Genomic DNA, 22,845 nt, shown 5'->3' with positions numbered 1-22,845 from the left:
GTAGATCGCGCACAATCTGATCCGATGCGGCCGGCAATCGTTTCCTACAAGCGCCGGCTCCCGATTTCGTCGAAGCCGTCGCGGCGTACCGCCGAGACCCATTCGCGCTACGCCCGATCGCATGCTTGCTGCCGGTTCTTCGCCGTCGCCCGCCGCACCGCCGCCCGGCCGCGCTCGGGAGGGCATGTCCGCCTATCGTGGCGCGTGGCTCGCTGCGCTCGCGACCGCCGCGGTCGTCCTCGTCATCACCGCCGTTGCCGCTTCGCTCGTTCGTGCGCGCCTGCTCGATGCGGCGCAGGAACGCTTCGTGACGCTGTCCGCGCACGTCACGGCCGACCTGCGGCGGGAGCTCGTCATTTGCACCGAAGCGATGCGCGGCGCGAGTGGCTTCATTGCGTCGCAACAATCACCTGCGGGCGCTCCTCCTTCGGCCGATGCCTGGGATCGCTACATCGCCCGGCTCGCGCTCGAGGACGCACAGCCGTGCCTGCGCACACTCGGCTTCGCCCAGGCGTCGGGCGATGCGTTCGCCGCCCCGCCAGAAACGCCGATCGCGCGCCTCTCGCTCCTCTGGCCGCTGCACGCCAGCGCCGGCGCGGACGGCATCGGCACGGATCCCGAAACGCGCAATGCGCTGCTGCGCGCGGCCAATACCGCGCAGATCGCGCTGGCCATGCGCCCGGCGCACGATGAAGAGTCGTCGTCCGACGTCCCGCGCCCCCGCGTCGACGCATTCTTCCCCGTCTATCGCGACGCGCCGCCTCCCTCGCAGCCAGCCGAGCGGCGCGCCTCGCTGGCCGGCTTCATCGTCGCGCGGCTCGATACCGAGTACCTTTTCGCGAGCGTGGCCGCGCGCACGCCGCGCACGGGCTTGGAAGTCGTGGCAGGCTCGCCGTCGCGGGTTCTCTATCCACCCGCGGAGACGCCCGCCAACTTGCCGCTGCCGACAGCTTTTTTTCGCCGCACCGACGTGTTGCGATTCGGCGGCGAGACGTTCGCGCTCACTTATGCGACGCGCGACCCGTCGCTGACCGCGGCCGCCGAGTTCGGCACAAACGCATTCGCCGGGTCGGGTTGTGCCGCGGCGCTCGCGGCGGGCGCCGGGGTATTGCTGTTCGGGCGCCGCCGCGTCGCGCCGTTCTCTGACGCCGGCGCGCGCGCGAGGCGCTCGAGCTCGACGCCGAACGAAGCGCGGCTCATGGCCATCGTCCGGTCGTCGCCGGAAGCCATCATCACCATCGACGAGGCGCAGCGAATCGTTCTCTTCAATCCGATGGCCGAACAGCTTTTCCGCTGCGCGGCGACGGAGGCGATCGGCGGGCCGATCGAGCGCTTCATCCCCGAGCGCTTTCGTGAAGCGCACAAAGCGCATATCGAGCAATTCGGAGCGACGGCGGCAGGCGATCGACGAATGGGCCCGCACCGTGTTTTGACCGGCTTGCGCGCCGACGGCGAGGAGTTTCCCATCGAGGCGTCGATCACGCAGTTCGCCGATGGCGAGGGGCGCAAATTCTATACGGTCATGCTGCACGATGCGACGGCGCGCATTGAAGCCGAAAACGAGCTCAAGCGATCGCGCGAGGCGCTACGCAAGCTTTCGGCGAACCTGCAAACCGTCCGCGAGGACGAAAAGACGCGCATCGCCCGGGAGCTGCACGACGATCTCGGGCAACAGCTCACCGCGTTGAAAATGGATCTCTCTTCGGCGCAGCAAACGCTCGAGGGCACGCCCGGCGTCGCACCATCCGCTCTCGCTCAGCTGCAGAGCATGCGCCGGCTCATCGATTCCACGGTCGCGTCTGCCCGTCGCATTGCCGCCGATTTGCGGCCGGTCATGCTCGACGATCTCGGACTGCGCCCTGCGATTGAATGGTTGATCAACGATTTCACGACTCGCTACGGTATCGAAGTCGAACGCCGGATCGAGCCGGCCGCCTTCGACTTTTCGCGCGAGGGCGCCACGGCGCTCTTCCGCATCGTGCAGGAGGCGCTGACCAATGTCGCGCTGCATGCGGAAGCCAAGCATGTCAGCGTCGCCCTTGCCGTCGAAAGCGGCCGATGCTTATTGCGGGTGGCGGACGACGGGCGCGGCGCAACGACGGAGGAAGTCGAAGGACGCGCGGGGAATTCGTTCGGACTCCTTGGCATTCGGGAACGGGTTCACTTATTGGGCGGCACGGTATCGATCGAAACGGCCGCCGATCGCGGTTTCATCCTCACCGTCATGCTGCCGCTTGCGGCAATACAACAGGAAGAGGCCTTGCCATGACCAAAGTGCTATTGGCTGACGACCACACGCTCGTGCGCGATGGTCTGCGGCACATTCTGCAAGGCACGAGCGGCTTCGAGGTCGCCGGGGAAGCCCACGACGGACCGAGCACGGTCGCGCTCGTGCGAGGCACGCCGGCGGACGTGCTCGTGCTCGATCTTTCGATGCCGGGACCGCGCAACGGCGTCGAGCTCCTCAAGCAGATCAAGGACGAGATCCCCACATTACGGATTCTCGTCCTCACGATGCACGCCGAACAGCAATATGCGGTGCGCGCGTTCAAAGCGGGGGCATCGGGATATCTGACCAAGGAAAGCGCGAGCACGGAGCTCGTCTCCGCCGTAACGAAAGTCGCGGCCGGCGGCGTGTACGTCAGCCTGTCGATGGCCGAGCGGCTTGCTCAAAGCCTCAATGAGCCGACCGATATGGCGCCGCATCAGCGGTTGTCCGATCGCGAGTTCGAAGTGTTCCGGCGCATCGCCTCCGGCCAGACGATTACCGAAATTGCGAACGAGCTCTGCGTGAGCGCCAAAACGGTAAGTACATACAAAACGCGGATTCTCGAGAAAATGCAGATGCCGCACGAGGCGGCGCTGGTCCGCTACGCGATCCAGCATAAGCTCTTCGACGACGGCGAGCAGGTTTAGATCGGAAGCGGTGCGTCACTTGTCCAGGCCAAGACCGCCCGGAGCCGAGCTTTTGCGGGCTGTAGGAAACGCCCTACAAGGCGTTTCCCCAACGCCTACACAATCTTCGTGTGCGGTCCGATATTCATGAAGCCGGGCGGTGACGATACTCAGCGCATGAATTCACCCATCTCGTCCCTCCTGAGGGTTTTCGTCGTCGAGGATTCGACGCTCGTCCGCAAGCGCCTTGCCGCCCGCATCGAACCGCCGGCCGGCGAGGCGCTCGTCGTGGGCGAAGCGGAAGACGTCGAAACGGCACTGCGTGGCATCGAGGCCAGCGGACCTGAGGTCGTCATCGTCGACTTGCGGCTCACGGATTGCCACGGCATCGATCTGCTCCATGCGCTGCGCGACCGGACCGATTCGATTGTCACCATCGTGCTCACGAATTACGCGACCCCTGTGTTCCGCAAGGCGAGCTTCTCGGCGGGCGCCGATTATTTCTTCGATAAAACAACCGAATTCGATCTCGCGATGGAGACGATCGCCCGCCTTGCGCGCGAAAAGCACGAAGGAGCGGCCGGTTAGGCTCGAATGCAATACGCGGCGGACGCCGGCACGGGCTGCCCGGAACGAATGCAGTAGGCCGCCGCTCCCGATGGCTCAACCGCTTGCCTGATGCAATATGCGGCTGAGGACATATCCGTCGTCTGCTTGATGCAATAGGCCGCTGCCGACATATCCGCGGTTTGCCTGATGCAATACGCCGCCGACGACACATCCACCGCTTGCTTGATGCAATATGCCGCCGAGGAAGCATCCGCCGCTTGCTTGATGCAATACGCCGCCGAGGACCCATCCGCCGCTTGCTTGATGCAATACGCCGCCGACGACGTATCCGCCGTTTGTCGAATGCAATATGCCGCCGACTGCACATCCGCCGTTTGCCTGATGCAATACGCCGCCGACGACGCATCCGCCGCTTGCCTGATGCAATACGCCGCCGACGCGCCGTTCTCCCCGGCGCGAATGCAATAGGCGGCCATCGCGCCTTCCGCGGATCGAATGCAATACGCGGGCGCCTCGGCGGCCGTACCGAATTCACGCATGAAAAGCGCATGGCTGCTGCGCGCCGCATCGGCAAGACGCGCTTCGTCTTGCGGCCCGTCGATCCCGATATACGGGTCGTGATGCACCATATAGCCGAAGATCCGCTCACAATCGGCGCCATAGCGCTGTGTATCGAGGATATGCATATGCCAGAATTCGTCGACGGCCTCGCTCGGAACGACCGGCGCGTCGGGATATTTGGCGATGATCTTCAAAAACTGCCGATATCCCGCCTCGGCACGCGCGACGTCGTGCTCCGTCACCGCCCCACGATGCTTGTGGAGCAGCTTCGATTTGATCCTCTCGAAGTCCAGTTCCTCGATGGCACTCCACATGGCCGCTGTGTCGTTTTTTCTTTCCTGCATGGTCCGTCTCCGTCTCAGCTATGAATCGAACGCCCGGAGCCCAAGCTCCGCACGTCCGTGCAATGGGGCAGCGACGCGGCGCCGCGCCCCGGTTGAACCGGTCGATCGAGGAAGATCCTCATATCGCCGGCGGATAAGGGGCGGCTGAAAAAATACCCCTGTACTTCGTCGCACCCCTCCTTGCGAAGGAAGTCGATATGCGACTGCGTTTCGGCGCCTTCGGCAATGACCGTCAGCCCGAGGCTGTGTCCCAGTGCGATGACGGCGCTCGTGATCTGTGCATCGCTATGGCTTTCGGGCAGATGCCGGATGAACGAGCGATCGATCTTCACGATGTCGATCGGGAATCGGTTCAAGTACGCGAGCGACGAGTAACCGGTGCCGAAGTCGTCGATCGAAAGGCGCACGCCCGTCTTCTTGATCGCGGAGAGCAAGTGGACCGCCTGCTCGGGCTGGCGCATGATCACGCTCTCGGTCAGCTCGAGCTCGAGCACGTGGCCCGGCAGCCGCGCGTCTTCGAGCGCTTCGAGAATGGTCTCGCGCAGGCGCGTATCGGCGAACTGGCGGGCCGAAAGATTGACGGCCACGTGAATGTCGCCGAGGCCGCCCGCTCGCCATTCCGCCGCCTGGCGGCACGCCTCGCGCAGCACCCATGCGCCGATCGATACAATGTCTCCGGTCTCTTCGGCGAGCGGAATGAAATCGGCCGGCATAACGAGCCCCAGCTTCGGACTGTTCCAGCGAATGAGCGCTTCTGCGCCGGTGCAGTGATTCGTGCGCAAATCGACGCGTGGCTGATAGAACAGCGTGAACTCGTGGTTCTCGACAGCCTGCCGCAGACACGACTCCATTTCGACGCGCTGCTGCAGCGACATGCTCATTTGGCGCACGTACATCTGAAACGTGTTCTTGCCTCGCTGTTTCGCGCCGTACATCGCGAGATCGGCGTTCTTCAGCAGCGTCTGCGCATCGCTGCCATCCTCCGGAAACGAACTCACGCCGATGCTTGCACTCGCCCGCAACTGCATCCCGCATACGGAGAACGGGTCCGACAGTGCGGCCTGAATGACGTCGATGGTCTTCCGCAAGTTCGCCGCGCCATCGCCACGGTCCTCGAGGAGCACGATGAATTCGTCGCCGCCGAGGCGCGCGATCATATTGGCTTCCGGCACGCGCTCGCCGAGGCGTTCGGCGACGGCGCGCAGCATCTGATCGCCGATGTTGTGACCTAGCGAGTCGTTGATGTCCTTGAAGCGGTCGAGGTCGATAAAGAGCACGTGAAGCGCCGTCTTTTCCGCATGCGCGCGCGACAGTGAATCCTCGAGGTGCGACTTGAACATCAGCCTGTTCGGCAATCCCGTGAGCGCGTCGTGGTTGGCGAGAAATTGCAGATTGCTTTCGGCCATGCGGCGTTGCAGGAAATGGCTCATCTGGCTTGCGATGGAGCTTGCCATCGCAAGCGCCTGAGGCTCGACGTGGCGCCGTTCGCGCGAATAGAACTCCGCCACGCCGAGCAGTTCCTTGCCCGTATGCAGCGCAAACGAGAACGTCGTGACAATTCCGGACGCGGGAAGCCGCGGCGAAGCGGCACGTGAGGTGGACCAGCGCGGAGCGATGGGCGCGTCGTCGATCGGCGGCTTGAGGCTCTGCGCGCGCAGGCGCTGTTCGAGCGCGGCGACGGATGTCGAGTACACGGGACGAAGCAACTGCTGATGGCCCGCCTGGGCCGGCCAGAACCCGCCCGCGTCCCAATTCATGCCGCTCGTCAATAGCGTGACGAGCCCGGCGAATATATCCGTGTCGTTCGTGGCGGTGGCGAGTTGAAGCGTGAACGCATGCTCCAGCTCGCGGGCACGGTCGATCGATTTCTGCTTCGTCACCTCGAGCGCGGTGCCGCGCAGCCAACCGCTGCCTGGCTCACCGCACGCATGACCGATGATGCGCAGCCATCCGCGCCTGCCGCGTAACGAGCGGTAGCGGCATTCGAGCTCGAACGGCTCTCGCGTCTCGAGTGTCCGCTTGAGATGACTCAGTAGCGCGGGGCGATCGGCGCATTCGATGGCCCGCGCCAGCATCTTCACGGTGGGTGACCCTCGTCTCAGGCCGACGAGGCGCGCCATCTCGTTGGAAACGTGCGCGGCGCCGTTGCCTACATTGACGCGCCAGTCTCCCAAATGCGCGATCCGTTGCGCTTCGGCTCGCGCCCTTTCGCTTTCCCGGAAACCGGCCGTCATATCATCGGCCACTTTCAGCGCCCGCGATCGCGAGGTGGACAGCGCATACGCGAGACTCGCCAACAGCAGACTAATGACCAGCCCGGATAGCAGGGCGACGTTCGGCAGATAGCGCTGAGAGCCCATCAACGCCGCAGGCTGCGCTGAAAATACGATAACCCAGCGCCGCCCCGCGAATTGCTGCGTCGTGCTGCGTGTGAACGGCGGGCTCGTCGATGCACCGGGAACGACTGCATGCCGCCCGCCATTGCCGTTGCGCCTATCGGAATCGAGGGGTTTGACGCCTCCGCTCGCCGCGGCAGCAGAGCTTACCGATACTCCGCCGATGCTGTCGTAGAGCATCCGGGAATCCGAAGGTGCGAACTGGCGGCCGTAGACGCTCCCTGCGTCGTAGATGCGGTATCTGAGCGCGAGTAACGTCTGGGCACTCAAGAGCCCAGCCATCATGTCGTTCACTCTGATGCCGGCACCGACCGACCCGACATAGGCGCGGCGACGCTCGTCCACCGTTGCCGTCGGCATCCCTCTGCGATAGACGGGCAGACGCATCGCGAGACCGACGTACTCGGCGCCGCGCTCGGCGTAGATCAATCGACCGCTGCTGACGGCTTCACCGGTATCGCGCAATGTTTGTAAAGCGTTGCCGCGGTCCGGCAACGCATCGAGATCGACCCCGAGCGACGCCGTGTTACGTTCGAGCGGCTCGACGTAAGTCAGTATTTCGTGCATCGCGCGCTGAGCGCGCGGATGCAAGGTAAATTCGACTCCCGCGCTTCGCAGCGCCGGATCGATACGCTGCCGCGCGACAAATGCGTCAAGATCGGTATCGCGCAGATAGAACGCGCAATTGAGCGTCTGAAAGCCCGGATATCGGCCCGGCAAATCGAGCCCGGACACGAAGTCGCGGAATTCGCTTCTTTTCACTTCCTCATCGGCGCTCATCAATGCACGCATCGTCACGAGCACGTCCGAATACAGTCGAACACGTGTCGCGATCTGCTGCTCGACGTTTCGCGAATCGTTTTCGAAACGAAGCCGCGCCTCACGCTCGACGAATCCGCCAAGCAGCGAATAAACTGTCAACGTCGCGGCAAGACCGAGCAGCAGCGCGGCCAATGCCAGCCCACCCCCATAGTATTGGTCGAGCAAACGCTGAATTAGATCGATTCTCGCGCGCACTACAGTCTCCACGCGATGCCATCGCGCCGCGAAGCGACGACCGGAACCGGCCGTCATAAAGGTGGGCACCGAGCCAAATCGCTCGACACCGCGCATCAACCGCTCGTTTGCCCAGGAAACCATTTCGGCCCATCATTTGAAAATCCGGCATGGAAAAACCGGTTTCAGCAAAAATAATCGCGTATATTTTCTAAAACAAAAACCCCCTCGACTCGCCGCACTTGCTGCGCGGGAGAGCTCAGACAAACCTCAATCCGTATGTTATGAGGATAACGTGTCGGCGTGCCCTTTCAACCTAGCAAAACCCTATCAACGCAAACCCGAAAATATCGTATGAATCGGATCCGAAAGTTAACCTAGATCAAAAAAGTCGCGGATATCCAATTCGACAGCCATGCTGCAACGTCGCTAAAACGCGTGTCTCATCCCCAGCGTAACGACCGTCTGGCTGTTCGACGACGAGCCGGGCACCCCGAACAGCTCGGCCCGCACCCCGGAGCTCGCGTGCAAATAGACCGCGTTAAGATAAATGTCCGTTCGCTTCGAGAGCAAATAGTCGGCGCCGCCCACGAACTGGTTCCATCCTTTGCCTGCCAGTGTAGAACGCGCATAGCTTCCCGCAAGCGAGAGCGCGTAACTGATCGAATATCTGACACCGCCCTCGCCCGTTCGCAACGTTTCACTTGCACCGTTTTTGCGCAAATCGACCATCGTATAGAGCGCGTGAAACAGGGCCGGCCCGAGTTGATAACTGGCGCCGATGCCCGATCCCGTCAACTTGTCGAACGTCTGAAAACGTGGCAGCAATCCTTGCGAGGACGTTCCGACGAGCGGCGCCCCGAGCACCGTCGTGCCGATTCCGAATACCGCCGTATAGTCGTGAATTTCGGTATAAGCCGCGCCGGCTCTGAATGCGCCCATGACATAGGACGCGCCAAAACCGGCCGCGCTATGCGAGGAAAAATTACCGGGCTGGCCGCCGAATGCGTAGAGTGCGCCGAGCTGAAAGCCGGCAAATTCGGGCGTGACATATCGGACGGCGTTATCGATACGCTCGGCGCCTAGTCGATCGAGATCGCCGAGATGAAACGCGAAGACGGAAGGCGTCAACGTTCCCGACGAAAAAACCGTCAGGTTGGTTGTCATAAAATCGTACTGCCGCCCGAGTGTCAACGTGCCGAAGCGGTCGCTTGCGATACCCACGAACGCCTGCCGGCCGAATTCGAGTCCGCCTTGTGAAAATCGGCCATCATTGAGAGTGAAACCGTTTTCCAGCCGGAATATCGCGCGGTTCCCGCCTCCGAGTTCTTCCGAACCGCGTAAGCCCCAGCGGTCCGACTGCGCGACACCGCTCGTCTGAAACCAGCTATGGGCACCGGCTATGTTCGTGGCATAAGCGACACCGCCGTCGACAATGCCGTAAATCTGAAGCAAATCCTCGGCGTGAGCAGAGGTTGTCAACGCGCAAAGCATGGCACAGATCGTCCACTGCTTCATGACCGCCCCCCAAGTCGTGCCGTTGTTCGTTTTCGAGCGGCGCCATTGCAGCCGGACGTCACGCACGCCTGGCCTCAAGCATAGGCGATTCTCGTCCGTGGTGAAATTGACGAAAGTCAAAAAAAAAGCCTGTGTCACGCATCAGCAGAAATTACTTCCCGCTCACACGCTTACGCTATGGACGGCTTTTCGCAAAGGAAATCGAGGAAGGTTCTGACTTTCGACGACAAATATTTTCGATTCTGGTAGACGCCATAAAGCTGGGTGCCGAAGAGCCGATAGTCGTGCATCAGCACCTCCAGGCGGCCCGCCTCGACGTCGCGCGCGACGAGGCACTTAGGCAAGAACGCGACGCCCATGCCTTCGAGGGCGGCGAGTCTCAGCAGCGATTCGTTGTTGCTTTGGAGGACCGGCTCGAATTTGACCGATTCGACGCCGTCAGGACCCTCCACGTCGAAGCCGTTGCCGCCCGGCAGCAGCGAATACGAGAGCACCGCGTGATCGCCGAGCTCCGTGGCGCGCGTCGGGCGTCCGGCCCGACGCAGATAGTCGGGGGCCGCAACGACATGGAAGGTGACCGGTGCGATTGGCCGCGCAATGAGCGTCTGGCTCAAAGAGACCGGGTTCGTCGCACGCAGCGCCAGATCGATGCCCTCCTCGACCAGATTCACGAACCGCCCGGACAGGTCGACGTCGAGCCGCACGCCGGGGTAACGTTGGCGATACTCGTTCAGAACGCCGATGAAGCCCGGATTCGCCATCCAGACCGGCGCGCTGACGCGCAACATGCCGCGCGGCGCGGCGCTTGCCTTCGTTACGGCCGATTCGATGTCCTCGAGATCGTCGAGCATTTGCCGCGCATGCTCGAAATAGACCGCGCCCGGCTCGGTGAGGCTCAGGTGCCGGCTCGTCCGATTGAGCAGCAGCGTGCCGAGGCGCTGCTCGAGATGCATGACGTGCTTGCTGGCCATCGCCGGCGACATGTCGAGCCTGCGGGCCGCGGCGGCAAAGCTCTTCAGCTCGACCGCGAGACGAAACACCTGCATGCTCGTGAGGGTATCCATCCGATCATCAACCAGGAGTAAATGATGGATCAATCATAGCCGAGTTGATCCATCATTCTGGCGACCGTATCGTTTGCCCTGGCTTCGACGGCATGCCTTTCATTCGGTGTCCTTATTGTTTTTCTGCTCGCACTCGATTCGGTGCCGTCGTCTTTCTCGAACTGCGTTGCCTCAATCGCCGGTATCGCCATGATCAACCCAAAGACCGCACCGTTCGCCTCGCTGCTATTGCGCGTGAGCCTCGGCATCCTCTTCCTCGCACACGTCGGCCTCAAGCTGTTCGTGTTCTCGATCCCCGGTTTCGTCGGCTTCTTCGCATCGCTGGGCTTGCCCGCGTTTGCGGCTTACTTGACGATCGTGCTCGAGGTCGTCGGCGGCATCGCCTTGATTCTCGGTATTTATGCATCGTGGATCGCGCTGCCCCTCGCGGCTGAAATGCTCGGCACCATCGCGATGGTGCACGGCGCGAATGGGTGGCTCTTCACGAACAAGGGCGGCGGATGGGAGTACCCGGCGTTCTGGGCTGTTGCGCTCATCGTGCTGTTCTTGCTCGGCGATGGGGCTTATGCGCTGAGGCCGGCTCCGAGCAAGGGGTAGTTGCCGGCGGGCTGTGTATCAGCTCTGCGTCAAGACGCCCCAATCGTCCTTCTCAGCGCCGCAAAGAACATTTCGGATTGCAGCCGCTCGCCTTGCATTTGGCGCGCGACTCGTTCCGCCACATCGGCAGTCGCGGGCTTGAGCCCGACCCCTGTCGATAGCGCGAGCACCTGCGCCGCACACGCGCGCTCCAGATAGTAGAGATCGTCGAACGCGTGATCGATCCGGTCTCCGCAGACGACGACGCCGTGATTAGCGAGAAATGCGATATCCCGGCCCGCCAACGCATGCGCGATGCGCTCGCCTTCGGATTCATCGAGCGCGAGGCCGTTGTACGCGCGGTCCAGGACCACACGGCCGTGAAAACGCATCGCGTTCTGTGACAACGTCGTATCGAGCCCGCAATTCGTCGTGAGCGTCAGGGCCGTTGCGTACGGCATATGCGTATGCAGCACGCAGGCTTTCTTCGCAAGGCGGTGAATCGCGGCATGGATGAACATTGCCGTCGGCTCCACTTCGTGACGGCCGGCGACGACACTACCAGCGGAATCCACGATGACGATATCGTCCGCGGCGACCTCGCTCCACATCAGCCCGCGCGGATTCAGCAGGAACAACCCGTCGTCGCTTGGCAGCGCGACACTGAAGTGATTGCAGACGCCCTCATCCAGACCGAAGTGCGCGGCCGCGCGCAAAGCGAGCGCGAGATCGTCTCGCAGAGCTTCCACGATGCGATCGTGAAAGAGGTCTTCCCTGCCGGTCGATTTGGTGCTCGAGCGCGACGCATTGGTCATTTCGCATCTCCAGGTCTACGAGAGTCATTCTCGTGGATGGTATCGCGGATCAGGCGGACTCAGTCCAAGCCCATTTGCGAGCGGCCCAGGGCAGTCAGGTCTTCGGCCGTTGCGCGACCTACGAAGTCGGTTTCGAAATGGTCGGCCGGAAAGTCGGGCGGACTCTTCCCTTCGAGGAAGCTCGGCAATTGGCGCTTGAGGTATGCGTCGTTTTTGGCGCACGACGGCAGCGAAGCGATGTACATGACATTGCTGTAGCCTTTGCCGCGATGCGCATCTTCGACGGCATGGATGACGTCACTGTGCCAGAAGACGGTGTCGCCCGCCTGCATCGGGGGAATGGACGAGAGGGCGCGAAACAACGGAGCGTGATACGCCTCCTTGATGGAGAGCGCCCGGCCCGCCATTGCGCCGCACAGGTCGTCATCGGCGACGTCGTCTTGCAGCGCGCGCATGAGAATGTAGACCATCGACTTGGCGATAGGCACCAGTTGAAGCGTGCCGTCGCCAGGGCCTTGCGGAGTGAGTGCCGTCCATCCTTGGAAAGTGCGGAACATCGAGCAGACCGCCGGCGAAGGAATCTCCTCGACCTCGGTTCGCCATGCCGCGTCGAACGGGTCATAGTTGCGCCAGTTGCCGGAGAACACGTGCCGGTAGACCTTGCGGAAATTCGGCTCGATCCAGCGCTCGACCGAACCGCCGTCGCAATGCGCGGAGAGCCCGAGCGATTCCGAGCCCGGCGGCCGGCGGCGTAACCGGTCGGCGTAAACGGGAACATGATTCGGGTCGAAGTGAACCCGGCCTTCACTTTCCGCCTTCCATAACCTGTTCAGGAACACGCGCGCCAGAGTGAGTGCCTCGGACTGGCGTGCCATCACTTGCGGTTTCGACCAATACACGCCGTAAATCTGCGGCTTGCTCGACGCCAGCTGACCGAAATACCTGTCCTCTGCTCGGTTGAGCAGCTTCGCATCGAGATTGTTTCGCTCGACGTATTGGGCGATGTCGTCGTCCCACTGCTCGACGAGCGAGCGGTCGAAGACATTGCGAATGACACAGGCGCCCCGTGCCTTGACAAGCGCGATCTGGTCCGCCGTTATTCGGTTGTGAACGATGTCATCGAACCGAATTTCGGGAATGACGGCTTCGCCTTCGTCGCGAAGTTTCGCAATACGCTCGGCCTCATCGATCATCGCCGCCTCGATGTCTGCGAAGACTTCTTTAAAGTTGGGTAACTGCTCGCGCAGTTCGCGCTTCGCCCGCCTGATTGCAGCCGAGAGGTCGTCGATTTGCAGGGCCATGGCATCGTCTCCATATTGTGATTGCTGACCCGAGAAGCGTACGACGGCAACGCCTCCGATAGTGATACGATCGGGCCAATGATTTTGCAATTCCGGACAGCAACTGCTGCAGAACCGGGCTTCAGGCCGGATTCCCGCTCGCCGCGCTGAAGGGCGGGATTTCAAACCGAGGCTAGTTTTACGATGAAAGCCGCTTACGAGCACGTTCAATTCGGCGAGAGCTGTTCCGTCAGGATTTACCACCGGCGTCTGACGCGAATGCCGTTCGAGTGGCATCACCACCCGGAGTACGAGCTGACCCTGACGATGAACAGCCGTGGGAAGCGTTACATAGGCGATTCTGTCGCGGCCTACGGCGATGACGACCTGGTGCTGGTTCCACCGGATCTCCCACATACTTGGTCGTCGAATCGCTCTATCGATCCGGCCGAGCCGCAAGTCGCCATCGTCGTATGGTTTGACGGCTCATGGGTGCGGCGCCTGGCTGATTTGTGCCCGGAGTACGCAGACCTGCGCAACCTGCTGCGACGAGCCGCATGCGGCTTGGTTTTCACCGAAGGCGCCGGTACCCGGATGCGCGCGCAACTCGATCGGCTCCTTTCCACCGATGCGCGAGAGAGGCTGGCGGCAGTGCTGGACATCCTCGTCTGGTTGTCGGACTTGCCTGCCGAACCTCTGGCGTCGCCGGGCGCTTTCGAAACGCGCGTCGGTGCTGTCCGCGGTTACGAGCCGGAACAGCTCAACCGAGTCCTTTCATTGATCGACACCCAGTTCGCGCGGCCATTGAAACTCTCGGCACTCGCGAAGGCGGCGGGATTGTCCGAACGCACGCTGACGAGACACTTCACGCGGCACTTGGGCGAGAGCGTCGGGCAGTACATCGCCCGAGTCCGAATCGGTCACGCCTGCCGCATGTTGACGGATACGGAGATGCCGATATCCGTTGTCGCCATTCGATCCGGTTTTCACAATGTAGCCAACTTCAACAGACAGTTCAAAGCGACGAAGGAGATGACACCCGCGGCATACCGGCAGCAGTTCAAAGGCTCGCGGTTCGATTCATCACCGCCACTTACGGAGCGCTCGCCATCTCTCGAAGTCAAGCGGAAGGCGGCAAGCAGTACTCGGTCTAACGCAAAAGCGCTTGCTTCATGATGCGCTGTCTGATGCGAGCCAGCGGGCCTGACATCGCTCCGACTGTCGCCCGTGGCGCGCTATGCAGTGCAACGTCGAACGGGCTCTTCAGCGGGGTTGAGATTGCTGGCACTCCGTTTGGAACCAATAGTCGACAAGGCGCTGTGCCGCCTGTAGATCGTCCGGGTAGTACGGATCGTCATACCAGGGCGATGGGTCATAGCCGGCTTTCCTCAGCGCAGTGAGTTCGCTATGGTGTTGCGCCATTGTAGGCGGCGCGTTGGTCTTCAGCGCCGCCAGGTCACGGCACTCCGTTGGAGTCAGGTGCCGCCCCGTATACGGCATGCCGCCGGCGGCACACCCAGCGAGCAAAATCGCCAAAGCGGCAAGTATCGGCTGTGTTCCAGACGGCCTTCTCATAGTACGTGTGTCCTTCGCTTTTATCGCGCCAGCCACGGCCACTGGCGTCTAACCGCGACAGGCATCTCCGCGTCAAGCCCTGCGTCCCTTTTTGCCGAGCGTGTGCTTACGCCTCAGCACCGCTCGTCGCTTTGATCTGCCTTAGGCACACAGCAAGCGTTGTTCCGGTCTCGCTGTCGCAAGGGTAGGCGTCACGTTGGTTTCGGCAAGTCACCAGAGCGCACAATCGGCTAGATTTCGCATCGCGCGGCATCTAACCTTTACCAAATGAAAGATGGACTCCGGCGGACTCGCTATAACGACTTAATTACTAATCCTCGAGTCAGCTAAACGATCAAGGCGTCCTACTGTCGACGATCGCCCGGCGGATCGGCCCTGGCGATCGACTGAAGATAGTACTGGTAGGGGAATGAACCATGGAGAGCTCGACCAAGGTGAATTGGCGCATGGCCGGTGAAGAAGTGGCGAGCTGCAACTGCGCATGGGGCTGTCCATGTCAGTTCAACGCGCTGCCTACCACGGGTCATTGCGAGGCGGTCATCGGTTACGAAATCCGTGCGGGCGAGTACGGCGCCACTCGCCTCGACGGCCTGCGCTTCGCTCAGATCGTGCGTTGGCCCGGCGCTATCCATGAAGGTAACGGCACCCGTCAATGGATCATTGACGAGCAGGCCTCTCCTGAGCAGCGGCAAGCGCTGGCGGCGATCCAGAGTGGCGAAGAAGGCGGAACATACTTTGAAATTATGGCGAGCGTGTGCCCACACACGCTCGAGCCGGCATTCGCCACGATCGAGCTGCAGGTCGATCGCGAGCGCCGCACCGGCGCACTCCGCATTTCCGGGCTCGCCGAGTGCGATATCGAGCCGATCAAGAATCCGGTCACCGGCGAGGAACATCGCGCACGCATCGAACTGCCGAACGGCTTCGAGTACAAGAAGGCGGAGATGGCCAGCGTGGCGCGCCTGGCGGTAACGGCGCCAGAGCCGCTCGCCATGCGCCACGAGAACACCTACGCTCAGCTCAATGAGTTCGACTGGAGCAACGCCTGAGGCTCCAGGGGCGACACCCCAATCCCTGAAATCGCCTGCAGGTGTGCCGCAGGCGGCGGCATGGCACGAGAACACGTGCTGTGCCGCGTTCGATAACCTGCGAACAAAAGGAGGCATGCTATGGCCTGGCATATTGTGGGAACTTACTATGCGCCATGCAGCTGCAAGGTGGGCTGTCCTTGCGTGCTAGGTGAGTTGGAAGGCGATCAGGTCTGGTGCTCTGGCGGCCAGTGGGTCGACATTGGCAGTGGGGATGTCGACGGCGTTGACGTAAGCGGCGCCAAATTGGCGTGGGTTGCCGATTGGCCGAAAGGCTTCCTCGGCGGTGAGGGCGTTGGACGCATCTACTTCGATTCCTCGGTTTCAGCCGAGCAGCGGGCCGCGCTCGAGCCACTGTTCAAGGGCGAGCGGGGCGGCGTCTATGAAGTAGTCGGGCAACTCGTCAAGGAATGGCTGCCGACCGTCGATGCGCCGATCGATATCCAGAGCAGCGCGGATGAAACGCGAATTACAGTCGGAAAAATCGGCGTGGCGATCGCCAAACCGTTGCGCGGTGCCACTGGCGAGATCACGCGACTGCTGCACGGCGCGGCCGCATTCCGTGACGACATTGGGCTCGCGAACGGCAAAGGCAGTTCCTGGCGTGATCCCGATATGCGGCAGTGGGAAAGCCTGGGCCACGCGGAGATTACCGAGTTCGACTGGAGCGCATAACGGCAACCGAACCGAGCGACCGCGTAGTAGCGGCGTTCCTACCGATGCAAAACTGCGGACGCGTCATCATGCACGCGTCCGCAGCGGCCCAGCGCGCCGTCAGCCGCCCTGCCCGAGTCATTGCTTGGTACCGAGCGTGCTTGTCTCGAAGACCTTACGATAGAAGCAGATGGAGGTAGGCCATTTTGAGCGAGCAAAATCTCAGCAACGTTTACCGCAACTACATAGATTGCCTCAACAGGCGGGATTGGTCCGCCCTCGGCCAGTTCGTCGACGACGATGTCATTCACAACGGTCGACAGATCGGGCTATCGGGCTATCGAGAAATGCTGGAACGAGACGTACGCGATATACCGGACCTGCGCTTCATCATCGAGCTGCTGGTGGTCGAGCCACCTGTCGTAGCCAGCCGTCTGGCGTTTGATTGCAGTCCCACCCACCGTTTCCTCGGACTCGATATCGGCGGCAAGCGGATCTCTTTCACGGAGAACGTGTTTTACGCGTTTCGTGACAGAAAAATTGCACGGGTATGGTCGGTCATCGACAAGGCGGCAATCGAAGCGCAATTGTGACGGTCATTATTCCATTGCGCGGCTAGCGCGGGACGCAACAACGGCACGGCGCCCTTCTCAATGTCCGACGGCTCGAAGATCGGCTCCGGGACCGGCGCCGTCAGGCAGTGGGGTTGGCAATATATTTTCTTTTTTTATGCCCAACGATTAACTAAGCTGATTGCGCTTGATGCCGATTTGGCGGACAGCAGCCCTCCCCACAGCCTGCTCCCGGTGGCCCATGAAGAGAATTCACGCCCTATTTGTCGCGGCAGTGTTGACCGCGGCGAACGCGTCCCCCTGCTTGGCGCAAACCCAATCCCAATACACGACCGACTGGGTGGCGAATACGTTCGGAACCGACGCCACCCATGTCGGCAACGCAGCGCGGTCTATGTGGGTAGCACCGGAGGGCACGATATACACGGCGTCGATGTGGGACGAGGGCGAAGGCGGCGTTGCGATATATCAGGGCGGACAAAACAAAGGCTCTATCGGGCTTCACAACGAATTTCAGGGCAGTGCCATTACAGGCAATGCCACTTTTGTCTTCGCCGCGCTGCAATTTAACAGCGCGATCGGCGGTAGCGGATTCGTGGGACGCTTCAACCGCAGCACGCAAACACGCGATCTCGTCATTCCGGTGAGCGCCGATACGTCCGAACAGCGGGCGGATGTCGTCACTGGACTCGCGACTTCGGGCTCGCTTCTTTACGCGAGTGATTTCCCTGGGAACCGCGTTCGCGTCTATACGCTCGATGGAGCGTCGCAGCTGGACATTCCTGTATCGAGCCCCGGCGCCCTCGCCGTCGATGGGGCAGGCAACATCTGGGTCGCGCAGAAGGGCAGAGGCCTGATCCGAAAATTCAGTCCGGCCGGTGCGCTGCTCGACACCATAAGGATGGCATCGACGTCCCGACCGTCCGCGCTCTACTACGACGCGCCGACTCAAGATCTGTGGGTCGGCGACGAAGGGCCCGACATGAACATCAAGTACTACCACATCACGCGTAAGCCGACGCTGGCGGGCACGTTCGGTGTTCGAGGCGGCTACCTCGATACGAAGTACGGCGTCAAAGGCCAGATTGGCGACAAGCGCTTCACGCGCGTAGTCGGCATCGGCAAAGACTCGACTGGCAATCTATACGTGCTCACTAACCCATGGGGCGGAACCTGGGACCTCGCGCGCCACGGCGGCACCGACCTTCACGCGTTCGACCCATCCGGCAACACGATGTGGAAGCTTCAATCGCTCGGATTCGAAGTGAACGGGGTACCGGGCCCGAGTCCCGACCCTGTCCCCGACGCGATCACCTACGGTCAATATTTTTACTCGAGCAGCAACATCTACACCGGCACGGCCGGAGGCACATTCGTAGCGAACACGATCGATCCGATTGCTTACCCATCGGACCCCCGCCTCACCAGCACGACGGGCGACCGCGACGAGAACTTTGCGCAGATGGCATTTATCGGCCAGCCTGGCAAACCGCTCAATCGAATTCTCGTGGCATCCGGGCAAAGCCCAGCCCACTTCTTCTTTTATCACTTCAACAAGGCGAACGGCTATATCGCGATACCCGATGGCGCACTCCCGAATACGGGACCTTTCAATACCTTCAAGACAACTGCGCTCGTCACCGGAGGATTCTGCCTGGACTCCGACGGGGACGTTTGGGCTGGCCTCGATGGCACGAACCAGATCTGGCACTACTCGCTGACCGGCTTCAAGGCTGACGGCACGCCGATTTGGGGAGCAGGCGTTCCGACAGCCGTGCCAACGTCCGTGCAACCGTTGACCAGAATCATCTATCTGCCCGAAAGCGATACGATGATCCTCGCGCAAGGTGTGGCCGGCAGCGCAGACTGGTCGCAGATGGGAACGAGGATCGAGGTGTATCACGGCTGGCGAGCAGGCAATACGTCCGCGCCGAATCCCGTCATCAACATCACCCGTGCAACGCCCAGGTCGATCACCGCGTCGGCCAACTATCTCTTCGTCGGGTACGTGTATTCGGGGCAATCCGTGCCGAGCCGCGACGTGCTACAAGACATCGATGCGTTCAATCTCACGACGGGCACACTCGACGCCACGCTGAACAACTCGAATCCGAATGCCGTTAGCGTCGGCGATGATGTCGATTCGATGTACAGCCTCAGGTCCTACTTCAATGAAGGAACCGGGGAGTATGTGGTCACCAGGGATAACTTCAACGACTCGAGCATCGTCGTCTATCGTTTTCACTTGTAACGGCACGCTAACCGCGATGTATCGACGTCCCGTCAGGCTGCCCCGCCACACTGCCACTCGCCGACTGTTCACGCGCTCTCAACCGGCCTCGGAACCAGAAGGTCCACAGCATCAGGCCGCCATAGATCGAGTAGCTGATGAGTGGCAAAACAACGAGACAGCGCTCGACGGGCCAGTGCCATGCTAGCCAGCAGCGCAACAGCGTCTCCGCAGTGAGCCCCGCGCCCCAGACCAGCGTCATCAGGCGGATCGACGCGCGAAGGGCAGCACGTTCGTGCCAGAGTGCCTCGAAGCGTGCTGCGCCGCTTCCGTTCTCGCGAGCGACAGTGGCGCGAGCGAGATAGAAAGTGAGAGGCCGATCGCGGAGGAGTGAGAGCAGGAAGACGACGCCGATCACGCCTGAAACGAGCGATTCACGAACGAGAAGGATGCGCGGACTCCCCCCGAGCGCCATCATCGCGATAGACAGCGCGATTCCCACCAATACCAAGACGCTAAGCGCGTCGAGGCGCCTCGATCTTGCAAATCCGGCGAGGCTCCAGACGAGCGGCGGCACCGCCGATGCGTAGAGAGCGCCGGCGCGGCCGACATAAGGCAGCGCCAGGCGGTACATTAGCCAGGGCAGCAAGAGATTGACGGCAAGTTCGAGGGCTAAGCCGGCGGCCTTGATTTTCATGACGAACGGATCGTTGCACCCTTCGCAAGAGGGACGAGGTCAACCGAAGTATAGAAGATCGCGCACTCGCCGGCCTTTGGTCTCTTTTGAACCCGTCGCCATCCTAACGGCTCGCCCCCTCTCATCCGTCCGTCGAGCGCGTGAGCGCCTCCCACTTCTCGATTTCACTAGCGAGCGCCGACATCTTTTCCCGTACGAGCGCGAGAGCGTCGCTCCCGAGAAGTAGGTGCGTCGGCGGCGACTCACTGTCGATGACAGCCAGCATCGCGCGCGCGGCTTTTACCGGGTCGCCCAACTGCCTGCCGCTCTTTTCCTCGCGGGCCTTGCGGATAGGATCGAAGATCGCGTCATAGTCGGGAATGGAGCGAGGCGTGCGCGTCATCGATCGGCCCGCCCAATCGGTGCGGAATGAACCCGGCGCAACCGCGGTAACAGCGATGCCGAACGGTTCGACCTCCTTGCCGAGCGCCTCGGAAATGCCTTCGAGCGCGAACTTGCTCCCGCAATAGTAGGCGAAGCCCGGCATCGTGATGAATCCACCCATGGAAGTGATGTTGAGTATGTGTCCACGCCGGCGTGCTCGCATGTAAGGCAGCACGGCCTTCATCACGGCCACCGCTCCGAACACGTTGACGTCGAACTGCCGCCGCATTTCCGCGAGCGGGGACTCCTCCATGACTCCCTCATGGCCATATCCGGCGTTATTGACGACGACATCCAGCGGACCGACCGACGCCTCGATTTCGGCGACGACACAATCGATCGCATCGAAGTCTGTCACATCGAGCAGGCGGCCCACGGCCTTGGCCGGATGGAGCGCTTCGAAGTCTTTCTTGGCGTCTTCGCTGCGGACCGTGCCGACCACACGATGGCCATCGGCGAGCGCTTCACGGGCCAGCGCTCGGCCAAAGCCGCTGCTGACGCCGGTGATGAGCAGAATTTTGGGGGATGGCATGCCAGTCACTCCAGACCGTTCAAAGAAGTTTGCATAGTATTCTTTGAGCCGGAGCTTTTTTACGTCGAATATTCTGTTTGTATTGCCTATTCCTATGAGACGAGCCAGCATGCGATGAGAAAGAAGACTTACGACTCGAACTCCTCCTCGAGTGACCGGCGGCGCATGGTGGACTTGCTTCGGAAACTGGCACCCGACGAGGGATACAACTTCACCGCGCTGCCCGACGTGCGCATCCTCCGCTCGGACCACGCGTTGTCGCGCACGCCGGTGCTCTACGATCCCGGCATTGTGATCGTCTGTCAGGGAAGCAAACGGGGCTATTTCGGCGACCAGCTCTATCTGTACGACGAGCAGCACTATCTGGCAGTCGCTGTACCGGTGCCCTTCACAATGGAAACCGACGCGACGCCGGACCGCCCACTCCTGGCCATCTACATGCATCTGAACTTTCAGGCGGCCGCGGAGTTGATGATCGAGCTGGATCGTCATGACATCTCCGTGCGAACGGACCAGCCGCAGAGCATGATGTCGAGTCCGATGGATTCCGCACTGCGTACGTCCGTGTTGCGCTTCCTGGAAGCGATGAATCACCCTCTCGACGCCGCGATTCTCGGGCCTGCGCTCGTGCGCGAGTTATATTTCCGCGTGTTGACGGGCGCGCAAGGCCATGCGATGCGCGCGGCCTTGGCGATGCAAGGACAGTTCGGCAAGATCGGCAAGGCGCTGCGCCGGATTCACGCCGGTTACGCAGAGCCACTCGATCTCTCACAGTTGGCCGAAGAGGCGGGCATGAGCGTGCCTACATTTCACGCCCACTTCAAGGCGATTACGCGGACATCGCCAATGCAGTATGTGAAGTCCATACGACTCCACCAAGCGCGTTTGCTGATGGTGCGTCAGGACATGACTGCGGAGGCAGCCTGCCATGCAGTAGGCTATGCGAGCGCGTCGCAATTCAATCGTGAATTCAAGCGGCTTTTTGGCCTGCCGCCGGCGGCGGAGACGAAACGGATGAAGGAGAGTTTTGCGATACCTCCAGCACATGCAAACCCGGATTACGTCTCGTCGCATTGAAGGCGGCCAGCCCTTCATGCGGGAGCTGCTTCCACAAGCGCACGCCGTACCCGATCGGATACCAAATGGCACGCGGAACATTTTCCGAGAGAGATTGGTACCCGATCAGGTACGAGCGAACTAAGTTGCCCACCAACCTAGCGAGTCGGGTAGACGTCTGATTGCCTGATCCAACCCGAGACGGGCTTGCCATTGCCGACGAAATCAACCTGCAGCCACCCTGGCTGAGTGGCGCGCACGCCAACGCCGTCGCCTTTTACGACATACCCCTTGCGATGGACAGCGCTGGCCGGCGTATCGAAGAAATAGGCTTTGTCGCGCTTCACGACGGCGACGGTGATCCATGGGTATGCGGCATCAAGTGTGAAATCGGCCGGTTGGCTTTCGTCGGCGAAATGCTCCACGTTCCAACAGCCGCCGTGCTCGGATGGCAGTCGGACCTGAAACTCTCCGCGTGCACCCAGTACCAGTTGGCCTTTAATTAAATCCTCGGTCGGGGCTTCCGAAAAATAGGTCGAAATTGGGGCCTCCGAACCCCGCAATTTGCCGGTCAGGTAGAAGATGCAGCTAAACTGCCCTTCGCCGGTTTGTTCGCTGAAGTAGCCGGTGACGACTCCTGTGGTCCGGTCGAAACCGATTAGCATGCCGCCATCGTACGAGCCACTGACGATCTCGACGTCCGCTGCGCGGGCTGCGAACGGTATGAGCAGCAGGAGCAGACCTAATGCGGCGATCTCGAAGCGCATGAGAAATGAATACCGGATGCGGGCAAGCGCAGCCAAGCGCCTCGTAGCTGCGCGGGCGACATTCAGCCAAGGCTCCGGGCGGATGATCACGTCTTGTCCTTGAAGCTGCACCGGCGATTCGTCAACTCTAAGCGTCCGCATGAAACTCCGTGTGGTCATTTTTGGCCCCTCGATCGACTACTGTCCTGTGATTTCGATGGCGACATTCGCAAGCAGCGGCGCGCAAGTTAATTAGT

General features: G+C 61.4%; 20 protein-coding genes. 10 read left to right on the top strand and 10 right to left on the bottom strand.

From position 1 onward, the window contains the following. The first annotated feature begins 121 nt into the window (after positions 1 to 121). The 3 genes from B0G57_RS13545 (at position 122) to B0G57_RS13535 (ending at position 3,483) form a co-directional block, all read left to right on the top strand. Positions 122 to 2,269: a sensor histidine kinase gene (locus tag B0G57_RS13545; RefSeq protein WP_018443904.1), complete on the top strand. Its 2,148-nt coding sequence runs from the start codon at positions 122 to 124 to the stop codon at positions 2,267 to 2,269. Next, positions 2,266 to 2,916, top strand: coding sequence for a response regulator (locus B0G57_RS13540; RefSeq protein ID WP_018443903.1), 651 nt, complete (start codon positions 2,266 to 2,268; stop codon positions 2,914 to 2,916). Before B0G57_RS13545 ends, B0G57_RS13540 begins: the two co-directional genes overlap by 4 nt. Positions 2,917 to 3,072: 156 nt before the next feature. Beyond that, positions 3,073 to 3,483, top strand: a complete 411-nt coding sequence (locus B0G57_RS13535; RefSeq protein ID WP_026230268.1) for a response regulator — start codon at positions 3,073 to 3,075, stop codon at positions 3,481 to 3,483. Here B0G57_RS13535 and B0G57_RS13530 read toward each other — a convergent pair. From B0G57_RS13530 to B0G57_RS13515, 4 genes are all read right to left on the bottom strand, one after another. Then, positions 3,480 to 4,370, bottom strand: coding sequence for a glycine-rich domain-containing protein (locus B0G57_RS13530; RefSeq protein WP_018443901.1), 891 nt, complete (start codon positions 4,368 to 4,370; stop codon positions 3,480 to 3,482). The genes B0G57_RS13535 and B0G57_RS13530 overlap by 4 nt on opposite strands. Before the next feature lie 14 nt (positions 4,371 to 4,384). After that, complete coding sequence (locus B0G57_RS13525) at positions 4,385 to 7,906, bottom strand: bifunctional diguanylate cyclase/phosphodiesterase (RefSeq protein WP_018443900.1); 3,522 nt, start codon at positions 7,904 to 7,906, stop codon at positions 4,385 to 4,387. Positions 7,907 to 8,191: 285 nt separating this feature from the next. Continuing rightward, a complete protein-coding gene (locus B0G57_RS13520) occupies positions 8,192 to 9,346 on the bottom strand; it encodes a porin (RefSeq protein WP_018443899.1) in 1,155 nt (384 codons plus the stop codon). A 104-nt stretch (positions 9,347 to 9,450) separates the two neighbouring features. Next, entirely contained in the window at positions 9,451 to 10,344 is an 894-nt protein-coding gene (locus tag B0G57_RS13515) for a LysR family transcriptional regulator (protein WP_018443898.1), read from the bottom strand. A gap of 189 nt (positions 10,345 to 10,533) precedes the next feature. Here B0G57_RS13515 and B0G57_RS13510 point away from each other — a divergent pair, with 189 nt between their 5' ends. After that, positions 10,534 to 10,941 carry a DoxX family protein gene (locus B0G57_RS13510; protein ID WP_018443896.1) on the top strand — a complete coding sequence of 136 codons (408 nt, stop codon included), beginning with the start codon at positions 10,534 to 10,536 and terminating at the stop codon, positions 10,939 to 10,941. A 29-nt stretch (positions 10,942 to 10,970) separates the two neighbouring features. Here the strand turns inward: B0G57_RS13510 and B0G57_RS13505 are convergent, their stop codons facing one another. Together B0G57_RS13505 and B0G57_RS13500 are read right to left on the bottom strand one after the other, a co-directional pair. Then, positions 10,971 to 11,735, bottom strand: a complete 765-nt coding sequence (locus B0G57_RS13505; protein ID WP_018443895.1) for an aldolase — start codon at positions 11,733 to 11,735, stop codon at positions 10,971 to 10,973. Between the two features lie 59 nt (positions 11,736 to 11,794). Further along, positions 11,795 to 13,036, bottom strand: coding sequence for a DUF1479 domain-containing protein (locus B0G57_RS13500; RefSeq protein WP_018443894.1), 1,242 nt, complete (start codon positions 13,034 to 13,036; stop codon positions 11,795 to 11,797). A 183-nt stretch (positions 13,037 to 13,219) separates the two neighbouring features. On the opposite strand from B0G57_RS13500, the gene B0G57_RS13495 reads away from it, so the two are divergent. Beyond that, entirely contained in the window at positions 13,220 to 14,191 is a 972-nt protein-coding gene (locus tag B0G57_RS13495) for a helix-turn-helix domain-containing protein (protein WP_018443893.1), read from the top strand. A gap of 87 nt (positions 14,192 to 14,278) precedes the next feature. Here B0G57_RS13495 and B0G57_RS13490 read toward each other — a convergent pair whose 3' ends face one another. Beyond that, on the bottom strand, positions 14,279 to 14,590 hold the full coding sequence (locus B0G57_RS13490; RefSeq protein ID WP_020566564.1) for a DUF4148 domain-containing protein: 312 nt from the start codon (positions 14,588 to 14,590) through the stop codon (positions 14,279 to 14,281). 416 nt (positions 14,591 to 15,006) lie between these two features. On the opposite strand from B0G57_RS13490, the gene B0G57_RS13485 reads away from it, so the two are divergent. The 4 genes from B0G57_RS13485 (at position 15,007) to B0G57_RS13470 (ending at position 19,155) form a co-directional block, all read left to right on the top strand. After that, on the top strand, positions 15,007 to 15,639 hold the full coding sequence (locus tag B0G57_RS13485) for a DUF1326 domain-containing protein (RefSeq protein ID WP_018443891.1): 633 nt from the start codon (positions 15,007 to 15,009) through the stop codon (positions 15,637 to 15,639). Between the two features lie 120 nt (positions 15,640 to 15,759). After that, the gene (locus B0G57_RS13480; protein WP_018443890.1) at positions 15,760 to 16,353 is read left to right on the top strand and encodes a DUF1326 domain-containing protein; all 594 of its coding nucleotides are present in this window, start codon (positions 15,760 to 15,762) and stop codon (positions 16,351 to 16,353) included. Between the two features lie 185 nt (positions 16,354 to 16,538). Further along, a complete protein-coding gene (locus B0G57_RS13475; RefSeq protein WP_018443889.1) occupies positions 16,539 to 16,925 on the top strand; it encodes an ester cyclase in 387 nt (128 codons plus the stop codon). Positions 16,926 to 17,145: 220 nt separating this feature from the next. Continuing rightward, positions 17,146 to 19,155, top strand: a complete 2,010-nt coding sequence (locus B0G57_RS13470; RefSeq protein WP_026230266.1) for an SMP-30/gluconolactonase/LRE family protein — start codon at positions 17,146 to 17,148, stop codon at positions 19,153 to 19,155. A gap of 7 nt (positions 19,156 to 19,162) precedes the next feature. Here B0G57_RS13470 and B0G57_RS13465 read toward each other — a convergent pair whose 3' ends face one another. Both B0G57_RS13465 and B0G57_RS13460 read right to left on the bottom strand, forming a co-directional pair. Beyond that, a complete protein-coding gene (locus tag B0G57_RS13465; RefSeq protein ID WP_018443887.1) occupies positions 19,163 to 19,831 on the bottom strand; it encodes a VC0807 family protein in 669 nt (222 codons plus the stop codon). 121 nt (positions 19,832 to 19,952) lie between these two features. Then, a complete protein-coding gene (locus B0G57_RS13460) occupies positions 19,953 to 20,786 on the bottom strand; it encodes an oxidoreductase (RefSeq protein ID WP_018443886.1) in 834 nt (277 codons plus the stop codon). Positions 20,787 to 20,951: 165 nt separating this feature from the next. On the opposite strand from B0G57_RS13460, the gene B0G57_RS13455 reads away from it, so the two are divergent. Further along, positions 20,952 to 21,863, top strand: coding sequence for an AraC family transcriptional regulator (locus B0G57_RS13455; protein WP_018443885.1), 912 nt, complete (start codon positions 20,952 to 20,954; stop codon positions 21,861 to 21,863). Between the two features lie 137 nt (positions 21,864 to 22,000). Here B0G57_RS13455 and B0G57_RS13450 read toward each other — a convergent pair whose 3' ends face one another. Next, positions 22,001 to 22,750 carry a hypothetical protein gene (locus B0G57_RS13450; protein WP_018443884.1) on the bottom strand — a complete coding sequence of 250 codons (750 nt, stop codon included), beginning with the start codon at positions 22,748 to 22,750 and terminating at the stop codon, positions 22,001 to 22,003. Between the last annotated feature and the right edge of the window lie 95 nt (positions 22,751 to 22,845).

It is taken from the genome of Trinickia symbiotica (genome assembly GCF_002934455.1).
Classification (GTDB): Bacteria; Pseudomonadota; Gammaproteobacteria; order Burkholderiales; family Burkholderiaceae; genus Trinickia; species Trinickia symbiotica.
The sequence above is the reverse complement of the archived record's forward strand: the minus strand, read 5'-3'. Positions and strand labels throughout refer to the sequence as shown.